This is a genomic window from uncultured Hyphomicrobium sp. (assembly GCF_902826555.1).
Classification (GTDB): domain Bacteria; phylum Pseudomonadota; class Alphaproteobacteria; order Rhizobiales; family Hyphomicrobiaceae; genus Hyphomicrobium_C.
Map to the genome: position 1 here is coordinate 19,638 of NZ_CADEFI010000037.1, position 13,621 is coordinate 33,258.

The 13,621-nt window shown below is 66.7% G+C and carries 11 protein-coding genes; 8 read left to right on the forward strand and 3 right to left on the reverse strand.

Annotation, left to right across the window (positions count from 1 at the left end):
• A complete protein-coding gene (locus QZV93_RS14075; protein WP_295559261.1) occupies nucleotides 1–495 on the forward strand; it encodes a cytochrome c-type biogenesis protein in 495 nt (164 codons plus the stop codon).
• Here QZV93_RS14075 and QZV93_RS14080 read toward each other — a convergent pair.
• A complete protein-coding gene (locus QZV93_RS14080; protein ID WP_295559262.1) occupies nucleotides 492–1,796 on the reverse strand; it encodes a peptidoglycan-binding protein in 1,305 nt (434 codons plus the stop codon). The two genes, QZV93_RS14075 and QZV93_RS14080, sit on opposite strands and share 4 nt — an antisense overlap.
• A gap of 181 nt (nucleotides 1,797–1,977) precedes the next feature.
• Between QZV93_RS14080 and QZV93_RS14085 the strand changes: the two genes are divergently transcribed.
• The 7 genes from QZV93_RS14085 (at nucleotide 1,978) to QZV93_RS14115 (ending at nucleotide 10,528) form a co-directional block, all read left to right on the forward strand.
• Nucleotides 1,978–3,456 carry a Do family serine endopeptidase gene (locus QZV93_RS14085; RefSeq protein ID WP_295559263.1) on the forward strand — a complete coding sequence of 493 codons (1,479 nt, stop codon included), beginning with the start codon at nucleotides 1,978–1,980 and terminating at the stop codon, nucleotides 3,454–3,456.
• Between the two features lie 102 nt (nucleotides 3,457–3,558).
• On the forward strand, nucleotides 3,559–4,239 hold the full coding sequence (locus QZV93_RS14090) for a response regulator transcription factor (protein WP_295559264.1): 681 nt from the start codon (nucleotides 3,559–3,561) through the stop codon (nucleotides 4,237–4,239).
• Nucleotides 4,223–5,641, forward strand: coding sequence for an ATP-binding protein (locus tag QZV93_RS14095; RefSeq protein WP_295559265.1), 1,419 nt, complete (start codon nucleotides 4,223–4,225; stop codon nucleotides 5,639–5,641). The genes QZV93_RS14090 and QZV93_RS14095 overlap by 17 nt, the downstream gene beginning before the upstream one ends.
• A gap of 70 nt (nucleotides 5,642–5,711) precedes the next feature.
• The gene (locus tag QZV93_RS14100) at nucleotides 5,712–8,663 is read left to right on the forward strand and encodes a bifunctional [glutamine synthetase] adenylyltransferase/[glutamine synthetase]-adenylyl-L-tyrosine phosphorylase (RefSeq protein ID WP_295559266.1); all 2,952 of its coding nucleotides are present in this window, start codon (nucleotides 5,712–5,714) and stop codon (nucleotides 8,661–8,663) included.
• 187 nt (nucleotides 8,664–8,850) lie between these two features.
• Nucleotides 8,851–9,456 (forward strand): sigma-70 family RNA polymerase sigma factor, encoded by a 606-nt coding sequence (locus tag QZV93_RS14105; protein WP_295559267.1) that lies wholly within the window; start codon nucleotides 8,851–8,853, stop codon nucleotides 9,454–9,456.
• Between the two features lie 26 nt (nucleotides 9,457–9,482).
• Nucleotides 9,483–9,992 carry a hypothetical protein gene (locus QZV93_RS14110; RefSeq protein WP_295559268.1) on the forward strand — a complete coding sequence of 170 codons (510 nt, stop codon included), beginning with the start codon at nucleotides 9,483–9,485 and terminating at the stop codon, nucleotides 9,990–9,992.
• A complete protein-coding gene (locus QZV93_RS14115; protein ID WP_295559269.1) occupies nucleotides 9,989–10,528 on the forward strand; it encodes a periplasmic heavy metal sensor in 540 nt (179 codons plus the stop codon). The genes QZV93_RS14110 and QZV93_RS14115 overlap by 4 nt, the downstream gene beginning before the upstream one ends.
• 32 nt (nucleotides 10,529–10,560) lie before the next feature.
• On the opposite strand, the gene QZV93_RS14120 is transcribed toward QZV93_RS14115, so the two are convergent.
• A complete protein-coding gene (locus QZV93_RS14120) occupies nucleotides 10,561–11,736 on the reverse strand; it encodes a HAMP domain-containing sensor histidine kinase (protein WP_295559270.1) in 1,176 nt (391 codons plus the stop codon).
• Nucleotides 11,737–11,878: 142 nt separating this feature from the next.
• On the reverse strand, nucleotides 11,879–13,621 hold a 1,743-nt coding region (gene pepN / locus QZV93_RS14125; protein WP_295559271.1), incomplete at its 5' end, for an aminopeptidase N.

Sequence of the window (13,621 nt, forward strand, 5' to 3'; positions counted from 1 at the left end):
ATGAGGCGCTTGGCGAGACGCATCCTCTCCGCGGCGATTGCCGGCGTGTTCGTCGCCAGCGTTGTGCAACCGGATCCGGTTTACGCCGTCACGCCGCAGGAGGTTCTACCCGACAAGGCGCTGGAAAAGCGCGCACGCGATCTCTCCGCCGGCCTCAGGTGTCTCGTCTGCCAGAACCAGTCGATCGACGATTCCGATGCGCCCCTTGCGCATGATCTCCGCGTGCTGGTCCGCGAGCGTCTGACCGCGGGCGACTCCGACCAGGAAGTGCGCGACTTCGTGGTCGCACGCTACGGCGAGTTTGTACTCTTGAAGCCGCCGTTCTCGGCCGCGACGCTTCTCCTCTGGCTGATGCCGCTGATCGCGCTCGCGGGCGCGGTGCTCATCCTGTGGAACGCGTTCGGCCGCACACGCCAAACGCCCGTCGCCGTCTCGGACAACCGCCTTTCGCCCGAGGAGCAGGCCGCACTCGACGCTCTTCTTAAGAAGGACTAGGGCAGAACGCTGCCGCGAGCCGGCAACCGGGCCTTGTCGCCGCTGACTTCATGCGAGCCGACGCTGCCGGTCTCGATCTCGGCGGGCGGCTTCGCACCCGGAGTGCCCCCGCGCCGCTCGGCCTCGCGCGCCGCGAGCCGCTTCAGAAGCATCACGGTCGCAAGGCCGGTCTCGCTCCGCCCCTCGCTGCGCTCGAACGTGCGCACCGCGGCGCCGAGCTGCGGCCCGTAGATGCCGTCCGCCGGGCCGCCGTAATGCCCTTCGGCGACGAGGAGCCTTTGCAGCTCTTTGACCTGCCCGCGCGTCGCCAGGATGTCCGCTCGCGACAGCGCTTCGAGCGCCGGCCGGAAGGCCCCGGACCCGACGGCAGTGTTGGCCACCGTCTCCGATTTGTAGCGGTGCACCACCTCGCCCCGCTGTGTCAGAACTTTGGCCTGCAGATACGTTCCGACGTTGATGCCGACCACCTCTGGCCCCGACGGGCCGTCGATCAGCATCGGCGAGCCGGAGGATGCCCCACCCGTGTCGCAGGTGTGCAGCACCACGTGCTCCGCATCCACGAAATCCTTGGAGATCGCCTTCCAGTCCGCGCCTTCGAACGAGCGACGGATGGCGCACGGCATGCCGAGCGCGAGCTGCCAATTCGCGAAATCGCGATGATAGCTCACCTGGTAGACGCGCTGCGCTGCCGAGAGCTTGACGAGTGCCTGCGCGGGTTGGCGGCTGACGGGAAGTACGTTCCCCTTGCAGATCGGCGAGGCGAGCTTGATAAGCGCCCAGTCCTGCGCCGCATCGATCGGCGGCTTCACGCGGAGTTTCAGCGATCCCGCTGCCACGTGCTGGGCTTCGCTGTTATGTGCGCTGCCCGCAATACGCGAGCTCGCCGCCGCGCCGCCGTGCGGCTGGAGGCGGAACTCGACGCCCTTGAGACGCAAGGGCCGCTCACCCTCGGTACGGAACAGGCAATGACCCGCCGTGGCGATCACGTCGTCGCCGACGCAGAATGCCGTGCAGACGGAGTGCGAGCGCCCCTCGTAGAGCAGACCGACCGAGCGGCTGAGCGCCGATTTGTCCGCCGGCAGGACGACCCGGTCGTCGGTGCCGAAAACGGCGATCCGCTGCACCACGGTGGGCCGCGAGTGTCCGATTCCGGGACCGTCTGCCGTGAACGGTCCGGCCAATACAACCGGTCCCGCTGTGACGAGCCCCGCGAGTCCGGCCAGGACGGCCACGTCCACGCGCCGGCGCGGACCGGTCGGAACGGCGTGCAAGGCATGGATACGGCGCAAGAAACCCCTCATTACCAACCTTTAACGTGACCGAAAGGCAGCCGTAAGGCCGGAAGGACTACCTCTGCCGGTGACAGTCGATTTCAGCGCTTTAGAGCGGAGGACTTGAATGCTTATTTCCGGTGACAAGACGTCCGGAGCAAAGACCGGGCCAGCGTCGCACGGTGGGTCGAATGCGGCTTCGGCGCGCCGGATGGCACACGCAACCGTTGCCGCACTTGCGTCTGCGGGCATCCTGATGGGTGGGCTCGCGATCAAGCCGGCGTTCGCCCAGCTCGCCCCCGATGCGCCGTCCGTCGAGACGCCCTTCGGCCGCGCGCCCTTGAGCTTCGCCGACATCATCGAGAAGGTGAAGCCGTCCGTGGTGTCCATTTCCGTCGTAGCCGGCGGCAAGAGCGACAAGAACGCCAAGGGCCTGCCCGAAGGCTTCCCCGACATTCCGGAGGACAGCCCCTTCTACGACTTCTTCAAGAATCTGCCGAAGGAGTTCCGCAACATGCCCCAGCAGCAGCGCCCGACGCAGGCGCAGGGCTCGGGCTTCGTCATCACTGAGGACGGCTTCGTCGTCACCAACAACCACGTCGTCGAGGGCGCGACCAAGATCCAGGTCAGCTTCGACGATCAGGAGAAGTTGGAGGCGGAGCTGATCGGCACCGATCCGCGCACCGACATCGCGCTTCTCAAGATCAAGTCTTCGAAGACCTTCCACGCCGTGAAGTTCTCCGAGAAGTCGCCGCGCGTCGGCGATTGGGCACTTGCGGTCGGCAACCCGTTCGGCCTCGGCGGCACGGTCACGGCCGGCATCGTCTCGGCGCAGGGCCGTGACATCGGCTCGGGCCCCTACGACTTCATCCAGATCGATGCGGCCGTGAACAAAGGCAACTCCGGCGGTCCGACCTTCAACCTGCAGGGCGAGGTCATCGGCGTCAACACGGCCATCTTCTCTCCGTCTGGCGGCAACGTCGGCATTGCCTTCGCCGTCCCGGCCCGCACGGCGACCGACGTCATCGCCCAGCTCAAGAAGAGCGGCTCGGTGAGCCGCGGCTGGCTCGGCGTGAAGATCCAGAACGTCGACGAGGATACGGCCTCTGCCATCGGTCTCTCCGAGCCCAAGGGCGCCCTCGTGAGCGAGATCACACCCAACGGTCCGGCTTCGTCGTCGGGTCTCAAGGTCCAGGACGCGATTGTTCAAGTGAACAACGACAAGATCGCCGACAGCCGCGATCTGGCTCGCAAGATCGCCGACTACGCGCCCGACACCACGGTCGATGTGAAGGTCTGGCGCGGCAACAAGGAGGAGACCGTCAAGGTCCGCCTCGGCAAGTTCCCGGGCTCGTCCGAGGAGATCGCCAAGCTGGAGCAGGGCAAGCCCGGCGGCAGCGAGGACCCGACCAACACCGCGCTTGAGCAGCTCGGCCTCACGTTGGCGCCGACCAAGGGTGGCGGCGAGGGCGTGTCCGTGACGGAGGTCGATCCCGACTCGGATGCCGCCGAGAAGGGCATCAAGGCCGGCGACGTGATCCTCGAGGTCGGTGGCAACACCGTCACCGGTCCGGGCGATGTCGCCGACGGCGTCAAGAAGGCGACCGAGCTCGGCCGCAAGGCGGTCATGCTCTACATCAAGTCCGCCGACCAGCGCCGCATTGTACCGATCCAGCTCAAAAAGGGCTGATCCGGCAGCACGGAGCGTTAAGCAGAGGGGCGGCCCGGCTCTTGAGCAGCTGGGCCGCCCCGATGTATCTCACGGGGGACGGAGACGAGGGCGAGGCCACCGATGCGCGTTCTGGTGATCGAAGACGACCGCGAGACGGCGCATTTCCTCCAGAAGTCGCTGAAGGAGAGCGGCCACGCCGCCGACGTCGCCGGCGACGGCGAGACCGGACTGACGATGGCCCAGACCAACACCTACGACATCCTGATCGTCGACCGCATGCTGCCGCGTCTCGACGGCCTGACGGTGGTGAAGACGCTGCGCACGGAAGGCAATCGTACGCCCGTCCTCATCCTCTCGGCGCTCGGCGACGTGGACGACCGCGTCAAGGGCCTGCGCGCAGGCGGCGACGACTACCTGACGAAGCCCTACGCCTACACGGAGCTGCTTGCGCGCATCGAGGCGCTCGGGCGCCGCGCCATCCCCGAGGAGCAGGAGACGCGCTATGCGGTTGGCGATCTCGTGCTCGATCGCCTGTCGCACCGCGTCACGCGTGCCGGCGAGCCGATCCAGCTCCAGCCGCGCGAGTATCGTCTGCTCGAATATCTGATGAAGAACGCCGGCCAGGTGGTGACCCGCACCATGCTTCTCGAGAATGTGTGGGATTACCACTTCGACCCGCAGACCAACGTCATCGACGTGCACGTCTCGCGCCTGCGCTCGAAGATCGACAAAGGCTTCGACAGGCCGCTGCTTCACACTGTGCGCGGTGCCGGATACATGGTCCGTGACGGCGCTCTCTGATCATATCTCCCGCACCATGTCGACGCAGGCGTTTCGCCTCGCCGCCGCCAGCGCGACCGCATTCCTCATCGTTGCGGCGCTGATCGTCGGCGCGCTCTTCTGGCAGACCAACACCCTTTTGACCGACCACGTGGTCGAGGAGCTGCGCGGCGAGGCAATAGAGCTTGCCCGTGAAGCCCAGGTCGCGCCACCGGAAGGGTTCGCCGAGCGGATCCGCGTGCGCAGCCGCGTCAATGGCACGAGCCTCTATTATCTCGCGGACGCATCTGGCGCGAAGCTTGCCGGAAATCTCCCCGCGCTTCCCGAGGATGTCGCCGGGAGCCCGACCGGCGGCGTGTTCCGCTACACCCGCGCGGGCGACGCGCCGGGTGCCGAACGCCTCGCCGTGGGGCTGCCGGTCGCGGTCGCATCCGGCCAGCGCCTCGTCGTCGGTCGCGATATCGAGGAGCAGATCGCACTTGCCGACCACATCAAGCGCACGTTCCTTTGGGGCTTCGGCGTGCTCGCAATCGCGGCCGTGATCGCCGGTCTCGCGGTGGGACGCACGGTGCTGCGTCGCGTCGAGACGATCAACGCCACTACGCGTTCGATCATGGCCGGCGACCTCGCGCGCCGCGTGCCGGTGACGGGCCGCGGCGACGAGCTCGACGAGCTGTCCGAAAACCTCAACGGCATGCTGGACCGCATCGAGCAGCTCATGAACGGGTTGCGTGAAGTCTCCGACAACATTGCCCACGATTTGAAAACGCCCCTCAATCGTCTGCGCAACAGCGCCGAGGCCGCGTTACGTGAATCCCGCGGCGCCGAGGGTTATCGCGAAGGCCTGGAAGGCGCCATCGAGAAGGCCGACGACCTCATCAAGACCTTCAATGCGCTCCTCCTCATCGCGCGGCTTGAGGCCGGCGTCGTCGAGGAGAGCGCGGAGGTGTTCGACCTCGGCAAGCTCGTGCGCGACGTGGCCGAGCTTTATGAGCCTGTCGCCGAGGAGGCGGGCCTGATGCTGTCGATCGAGGTCGAGGACGGCATCGAGGTTCGCGCCAATCGTCAGCTCGTCGGTCAGGCCGTGGCCAATCTGGCCGACAATGCCATCAAGTATTCGGCCGAGGCGGCCGCTGAGCGGCCGGCAGGCGAGGCGGCGGTGTCAGTGAAGGCTCGCGCCAGAGCGGGCGCGGCCGAGATCTCGGTTGGCGACCGTGGCCCCGGCATCGAGGCCAAGGATCGCGAGCGCGCACTGCGCCGTTTCGTGCGCCTCGAAAAAAGCCGCACCCAGCCCGGCACGGGCCTCGGCCTGAGTCTCGTCGCTGCCGTTACGCGCTTGCACAACGGGAGCGTGCGTCTCGAAGATAATGATCCGGGCCTCCGGGTCGTGGTAACTCTCCCCCTTGCGGCGCAGAAGGGTTAGAAGCGACACCTTCTGCCGAAAAAAATGATCCGGGGCAGTTGAAGCCTCGCGACACGATGAGGGAGATGGCATGGCGGGCGAGAACGCGGCGCAAGGCACGCTGCTCGAACGATTGAACGCATCGAAGCGCCTGCCACAGGATCCGAACGGCGGCGCGAGCTTCGACCCTATTCTCGACGACTGGCGTCGCGACAGCGCGCTCACGGGCCTCGTTGCGATCGCCACGCAGGAGCCGGCACGCACGCTCCTCTCTGGTATTGCCGCCGGCTCGCCCTACCTCAGGACCGAGATCACGCGCAACCCGAGGCGGCTCGACGCCTTGCTGCGGGCAACGCCCGAGCGGCATTTCGCGGAGATGGCCGAAAATCTCGCCCGTCGCCTGTTGGAGCTGGACGCACTGCCCGAGGCGATGGCGTCTCTGCGGGCGTTCAAATCCGAGGCGGCGCTTCTCATCGCGCTGTGCGACCTCGGTGGCATCTGGAGCGTCGACGAGGTCACGCGCGCCTTGACCCAGACAGCGGATGCCGCGCTTCAGGGCGCCGTCCGTTTCCTGTTCCGTCAGGCGGTCAAGAAGGGGGATTGGCTGGCCGATGCCGCCGACGAGCGTCCGGACGCCTCATCGGGCTTCATGGTGCTCGGCGTCGGCAAGTACGGCGCTTTCGAGCTCAACTACTCGTCCGACATCGACCTCATCGTCTTCTATGAGCCCGAGCGTGCGCGCCTCAAGCCCGGCCTCGAGTTGCCGACCTTCTTTGTGCGCCTGACGCGCGATCTCGTACGCCTGATCGACGAGCGTACCGTCGGCGGCTATGTCTTCCGCACCGACCTGCGCCTGCGCCCCGATGCCGGCGCGACCCAGATCGCGCTCTCCACCGACGCCGCATCGCTCTACTACGAGAGCTTCGGCCAGAATTGGGAGCGCGCCGCCCTCATCAAAGCCCGCGCTGTCGCGGGCGACATCGAAGCAGGAGAAGCCTTCCTCGCCGAGCTTGCCCCCTTCATTTGGCGGCGCAGCCTGGACTTCGCCGCCATCACCGACATTCACGCCATGAAGCGCCAGATCAATGCCTTCCGCGGCTTCGGCGGCATCGGCGTTGCCGGGCAGAACATTAAGCTCGGACCTGGCGGCATCCGCGAGATCGAATTCTTCGTACAGACGCAGCAGCTCATCGCGGGCGGGCGCCAGCGCAATCTGCGCACGCGCCGCACGCTCGACGCACTCGGCATCCTCGTCGCTTACGGCTGGCTGGATGCGGCCATCGCCGATGAGCTCAAGGACGCCTATCTCTATCTGCGCTGGATCGAGCACCGGCTGCAGATGGTGGCCGACGAGCAGACCCAGGAGCTGCCGAAAGACGACGCCGCACTCGAAAGCTTCGCGCGCTTCTCCGGCTATGAGAACCTGGCCGAGTTCTCCGCCGAGATCTTGTCCGTCCTGAAGCGCGTGCAGGCCCACTACGCGCGGCTATTCGAAAACGCGCCCGAGTTGACCACCGAAGGCGAGAACCTCGTCTTCGCAGGCGAAACCGACGATCCCGGCACCGTCGCCGCGCTCGCCCGCATGGGCTACGCGCGCCCGAGCGATGTGCTGGCCGCCGTGCGCGGCTGGCACCATGGGCGCTATCCGGCCGTCCGCTCGCCCCGGGCGCGCGAGCTTTTGACCGAGGTCCAGCCCACGCTCGTCAAGGCCTTTGCCGACACCGCCGACCCCGATCGCGCCGTCGCCACCTTCGATCGCTTCCTCGCCGAGCTGCCGGGCGGTGTGCAGCTCTTCTCGCTCGTGAAGGCCAATCCCGCGCTGATGCGTCTCCTGGCCGACATCATGGGCACCGCGCCCCGCCTTGCGCGCATCCTGTCGCGCCGCCGCCGTCTGCTCGATGCGGTCATCGATCCGCGCACCTTCGCGGCGCTTCCCTCGGAAAAGGAGATCGACGAGGCCATTGCGTTGGCGCTCGCCGGCGCCGTGGATCCCCAGGACGTGCTCGACCGCGCCCGCGTCGTCGGCAGCGAGCAGGCGTTCCTCATCGGCGTCAAGGTTCTCTCGGGCGCCATCAATGCCGGAGAGGCGGGAGAGGCCTACGCGCGGCTTGCCGAAAAACTGATCGCGGCCCTGACGGCCGATATCGAGAAGGAGATGGAGCGCGTCCACGGCCGCGTGCCGGGCGGCGGCGCTGTCGTGGTCGCCATGGGCAAGCTCGGCGGTCGCGAGATGACGGCCTCATCCGACATCGACCTCATCGTTGTCTACGACTTCGACCCCGCGGCCATCCAATCCGACGGAGCAAAGCCGCTCGCCCCGAGCCAGTATTACGCCCGCTACACACAGCGCTTGATCTCGCACCTCTCCGCGCCGACCGCCGAAGGCACCCTTTACGAGGTGGACATGCGCCTGCGTCCGTCCGGCCAGAAAGGCCCGGTCGCCGCCCAGCTTTCCACCTTCCGCGAGTACCAGTCCAAGGAAGCCTGGACCTGGGAGCATCTGGCCCTGACCCGCGCCCGTGTCGTCTCAGGTCCGCCCGAGCTGCGCCGCAACGTCGAGGCCGCCATCCGCGATACCCTGGTGCGCCCCCGCGACCGCGTCCTTATTGCCAAGGACGTGCTCGACATGCGCGCCCGCATCGCGGCTGAGAAGGGGACGGACAGCATCTGGGACCTTAAGCAGGTCCGCGGCGGCCTGGTGGACTTGGAGTTCATCGCCCAGTACCTGCAACTCGTCCACGCCGAGAAACACCCGGAGGCGCTGGACCAGAATACGTTGGCGGCCTATCGCAGGCTCGCCGCGGCCGGCGTCATTCCCGCCGCCAGTGCCGACCGCCTTATCCAGGCCACGCGCCTCGTTCACAACCTGACGCAGGTCTTAAGGCTTTGTCTCGAAGAAGGTTTTGACCCCGCGACGGCGCCGAGCGGCTTGAAGGCCCTCCTCGCCCGGGCGGGCGATGCCCCCGATTTCGCGACCCTCGAACGCGATCTGCGCGAGACTTTGGCCGGGGTCGAGGTCGAGTTTTCGGAGCTGATAAAGTAAAAGGGCTTGCCGAAATGTGGCGACCGGCATTCCGGCCGGAAGCCCGATAAAAGAGATAAGCGACGGAATCCGAAGGGTACGACCGTTTCCGCCAATGAAATCATCTGCGGATGAGAGACTGGCGATGGTACCCATCGGTCGGGTTCGAGCAGACGGAGCAAGGGTAAGGGCGGGGCCAAGCGGACCGATGGGGACGACGCCGGGAGCCAATGTACGGACTGGCCCGTGGCCGGATGCGCCCGAGGACCGCGTGCTGCTGGCCCGCGTCGCCCGTCAGGACGGCGAGGCCTTCCGGATCCTGGTCGACCGCCATCTCTCCTCCATCGTGGCGCTTGCGCGGCGCATGCTGAGGGACGAGGCGGAGGCCGACGATGTGGCGCAGGAAGCTTTGCTGCGGCTGTGGCGCGCCGGCGAGACGCTCGACCTTGGCCCGCAAGGGCTCCGGCCCTGGCTGCGCCGGGTCACGTCGAACCTTTGTCTCGACCGCATCCGGTCTTCGAAGCGGACGGTCGTGACGGACGAGGTGCCCGAGGTGGCCGAGCCCCCGACCCAGGCGGTCGGGCTCGAGGAACAAGACCTCGCCCGGCGTGTGGGCGAAGCGATGAATGCACTTCCCGAGCGCCAGCGCCGTGCGTTGACGCTCTTTCACCACGAGGGCCTGAGCCAGGCCGAGGTCGGCGAGGTTTTGGGCATCTCCGACGAGGCTGTGGAATCTCTGCTCGCCCGGGCCCGGCGCGCCTTGCGCGCGAGCCTCGAGAACGATTGGAAAAGTTTGCTGCAAAGCGAGAGTTGAATCGGATCGGACACGGAACGACGGTCATGACTGAGAAGAGCAATATGCAAGGAGTGAGCCTCGAGGCTCTTGGCGAGGTTCTCGACCGTTTCGGGGCTGACCGCACGCGTTGGCCGGCACCCGTTCGTCGTGACTTTGCTGGCCTCATCGCCCGCGACCCCGAGGCGAAGGCGCGCCTGCGCGAGGCGGAAGCCCTCGACCGCCTGCTGGACCTCGCCCCCGAGCCTGAGATCGACACGCGCGCTCTGGCGAGCCGTATCGTGGCCGCGGCCCGGGCCGAGGCGCAGGCCGTCCCGCAACCGAGGGCCCGCGTCGCATGGGCGAGCTTTGATCGCCGTGCGGTCGAAGCGCAGTGGCCGGCCGCGGGCCTGCTCGCGGCTTCGCTCGTGATCGGCGCGTTTTTTGGCCTCAACGGTGCATTCGACGCCGCGGTGTCGCCGCTCGTGACTGCGGCTTCGTACGAGACTGAAATCGACTCTGGGCGGATCGCCTTCGACAGCGGCGCGACGGACATGTTTGAGGAGGATTTGCTTTGACCGAGGTTTCTCGACCCGAGCCGCCGCCGCAGGGCTCCGGATCGCGGCGCCTGAAATACGCGTTGATCGCCTCCCTCGCGCTCAACTTGCTCATCATCGGCGCCGCCGCCGGCACCATGTACGGCTTCCGCAAGCATCCGCCGCGCTTTGGCGCGGGACGGGGCGAGGATTTCGGGCTGATGGGGTTGACGCACCGCCTGCCGAGCGAGCGCAAGAAAGAGATCCGCAAGCAGCTGCGCGCCGATCGCGTCGCGCTGAGGCCGCTCGTGGAGGAGGTCCGCGCTGCGCGCCGGGCTGCAGCCGAGAAGCTGGCCGCCGAGCCCTTCGATAGGGCCGCGCTCGATAGCGCCATTACCGCCGCTGCGGAGAAAGACCGGACGCTGCGTCAGGCTGCCGTTACGGCGTTCCTCGGCCATGCCGAGCAGCTGACGTCGGAGGAGCGCCGCATGCTCGCCGATTGGTGGCTGAAGAAGAACGAGGCCTTCAAGGAGCGCCGCAAGAAGAAGGGCGACGACGCGCAAGGTCCGCCAGACTGAACGCTATCGATCGCGGGTGACGAGCTGCGCTTTCAGGCGCAGGCCGCCTGGCAAAGATGCGCCGCCGTTTGGCGATGCGGAGCGGCCTCCTGCGGCGCCAAGAAGAAGTCCGGCTGCGCGACGCAGCGGAGCACGGTCACGGCGCGCCAAGTGGAATGCGGGTCGTCGAGCTCGACGAGCGAGGCTCCGTTGAGCTCCAGGAGCGCCCGCGCGAGGCAGATCGACAGCGACGCCTGACCGAAGCTGGGCTCGCCCGGCTGGCCGCGTAGGAACACCTCGATCTGCACCAGATCGCCGTTGACCGTCGCAACCACGCCGACGTATCCGCCGGCATCCGCCCGCCGCACGGCCTCTGCGAAGAGGTTGATGAGGATCTGGCGCATCGGCCGCCGCTCGACCAGCACCTCGATATCTTCGGCGATCTGCAACTCGAGCTGCAGCCCGTGGCAGCACGTCGGATCGGAATGAAACGCCCAGGCTTCTTCCACCATCAGGCGCAGATCGACTCCCGTCGCGATGGTCGCGCTCGGATCGTGGTCGAGAAGGCAGGTGATCGCGAGCGTATCCTCGGCGGATTTCAGAAGGTCGCGGCCGCAGTCGCCGATATGGCGCACATACTCGCGGTAGCGCGGGTGTCCGACCGGGCCCAGCAGCTCGGACTGCATGACATCGGAAAACCCGATCACGGCATTGAGCGGTGTGCGCAACTCGTGGCTGACCCGGGCCATGAGGTCGCCCCAGGGGTAGACGCGCGCGTGGGTCTTGCGGCTGAGCCGGGCGGCGGCCCGGGCAAGGTCCGCCCGTCCGGCGATGTCCGCGCTGAGGGTAATCCGCTCCCCGATGAAGGGCAGCGGGGAGGGCAAGGCCCCGCTGCCCCCGTTCGCTGGGGAGAGATCGGCTGAGGTAGAGGAAGACACAGGTGCAAGACGAACGCCGAGCGAGGCGTCCTCGTTCGACCAGCCCGCGAGCAATGGCGCCGCAAGAAGGGTGACGACGAGCCCGCTGACGAGAACGACGAGAGACGGCAGTGACATCGGATGGAAGATCGAGAACGCGAGAGCGCACGTGTGAACGAGAACGGCACCCTTGAGGAGATGCTGGGAACCGAGCGCCGCCAAGGGAGAGGACGTGGCCGGTTTGCCGGCCTTGAGTTCCGCCTCGTCGAGGGCAGACTCCTCCCGTGGACAGGCCGCAAGCATCCCCGCCATCCCAGTCTCCAATCCGAATTTTTGAGTGTTGCGCGTGACGAGAATCGGCCGTTACGCCGGCGAATCACAGTGTCTACTTCACCGATTCGAGTCGCGCCTGTCGAGGGAGTTTAAATGAGGCCAATCAGAGTTTTCGGGAGTGTTACTTATCGAGCATCTTGGTCACGATCTCGAACACGTCGCGGCTGAGATTGGGGGTCTTGGATATGCTCTGCAACACGCGCTTCACGGCCCCCCGCCGCTCGGCCTCCAGCACGTGCCAGATGCGAAAAGCTCCCAGAATCCGGGCCGCAATGGAGGGATTGAAGCGATCGATGGCCAACACTTGCTTGGCCACGAACTCGTAGCCGGCGCCGTCCGGCCGGTGGAATTGCACCGGGTTCTGCATGGCGAACACGCCGATCAGCGCCCGCACCTTGTTGGGGGCCGTGAGGCTGAACAGGGGATGGCGCGTGAGGGCCTTGACGTGGCTGAGCGCCGACCGGAGCGGTGACATCGCCTGCGCGCCGAACCACGTGTCAATGACCAAATGATCGTGCTGCCAGCGGTCGAAGAACTGCGCCAATGCCTTCTCGCGCATAGGTCCCGGGCTGCCCGCGAACAGCATGAGGCCGTGCGCCTCGTCGGTCATGTTGCCGGCTTTGAAGAAGTGATCGGCGAGACGCGCTTCGTCCGCCGCTGTGCCGCGTGCGGTGAGAAGCGTCAGGCACGCGTTACGGAGCGCGCGCCGCCCCGCGCTCTGCGCATCGGGAGAGAACGGGCCCTTGGCGCGCATCTCCGTGTAAAGCTCGTCGAGCTGTCCGCCGAGGACCGTTCCGGCGAGCTTTGAAAGCTGCCGATGCGCCCGGAAGATCAGCCCCGGATCCACGTTGCGCCCGATGGTGCGCGCGATGTCGGCTTGGCTCGGAAGTTTGAGAAGCTCGGCGCGATAGGCGGGTGCGAGGTCGCCGTGTCCGATCGCGGCGCCGAGTGCCTTGACGAAGCCCGTCGTGCGCTGGGTCGAGCGCTCGCCCTTGCGCAGGCCTTTCACCATGTCGACCAGCGTGCGCGTGGCGTAGGTGTTGGCGGCCTGCCAGCGGTTGAAGAGATCCTGATCGTGCGCCATCAGGAACTCGAGATCGCGATCCGAGAGATTGAGCGTCAGGTTCACGGGCGCCGAGAAGCCGCGCAGGATCGACGGCACCGGCTGCGACGGCACGTCGTTGAACCGGAACGTCTGCGACCGGCGCGTCACATGCAGCACGCCGTCCTCGATCGCCTCGCCCGTCTCGCGTTTGAGCGCGATTTCCTGCCCGTTGCCGCCGATCAGCCCGATTTTGACCGGGATGTGCAGCGGCCGTTTCTTGGTTTCGCCGGGTGTCGGCGGCAGCACCTGCTCGATTTTGAGCTCAGCCTGCTTCTTCGCTTTGTCGTAGGAGAGCGCACAGACCAGCTCCGGCGTCCCCGCCTGCGAGTACCAGAGCTTGAAGTGCGAGAGATCGCGTCCCGAAGCATCCTCGAACGCGCGCAGGAAATCCTCGATCGTCGCCGCCTGTCCGTCGTGGCGCTCGAAGTAGAGGTCCATGCCGCGCCGGAAATCGGCAGCGCCGAGAATGGTCTCGATCATGCGCACCAGCTCGGCGCCCTTCTCGTACACGGTCGCCGTGTAGAAGTTGTTGATCTCGATGTAGCTCTCGGGCCGCACGGGATGCGCGAGCGGACCTGCGTCCTCGGTGAACTGCGTCGCACGCAGGGTCCGGACGTCGAGAATCCGCTGCACCGTCGCCGAACGCTCGTCCGCCGAGAACTCCTGGTCGCGATAGACCGTGAGCCCTTCCTTGAGGCAGAGCTGGAACCAGTCGCGGCAGGTGATGCGATTGCCGGTCCAGTTGTGGAAGTATTCGTG

What these genes read in the sequence shown, in the direction of transcription:
- QZV93_RS14075 (WP_295559261.1), top strand. Translation starts at nt 1, where the DNA reads ATGAGGCGCTTGGCGAGACGCATCCTCTCCGCGGCGATTGCCGGCGTG.
- QZV93_RS14090 (WP_295559264.1), top strand. Translation starts at nt 3,559, where the DNA reads ATGCGCGTTCTGGTGATCGAAGACGACCGCGAGACGGCGCATTTCCTC.
- QZV93_RS14080 (WP_295559262.1), bottom strand. Translation starts at nt 1,796, where the DNA reads ATGAGGGGTTTCTTGCGCCGTATCCATGCCTTGCACGCCGTTCCGACC.
- QZV93_RS14085 (WP_295559263.1), top strand. Translation starts at nt 1,978, where the DNA reads ATGGCACACGCAACCGTTGCCGCACTTGCGTCTGCGGGCATCCTGATG.
- QZV93_RS14100 (WP_295559266.1), top strand. Translation starts at nt 5,712, where the DNA reads ATGGCGGGCGAGAACGCGGCGCAAGGCACGCTGCTCGAACGATTGAAC.
- QZV93_RS14110 (WP_295559268.1), top strand. Translation starts at nt 9,483, where the DNA reads ATGACTGAGAAGAGCAATATGCAAGGAGTGAGCCTCGAGGCTCTTGGC.
- QZV93_RS14120 (WP_295559270.1), bottom strand. Translation starts at nt 11,736, where the DNA reads ATGGCGGGGATGCTTGCGGCCTGTCCACGGGAGGAGTCTGCCCTCGAC.
- QZV93_RS14105 (WP_295559267.1), top strand. Translation starts at nt 8,851, where the DNA reads ATGGGGACGACGCCGGGAGCCAATGTACGGACTGGCCCGTGGCCGGAT.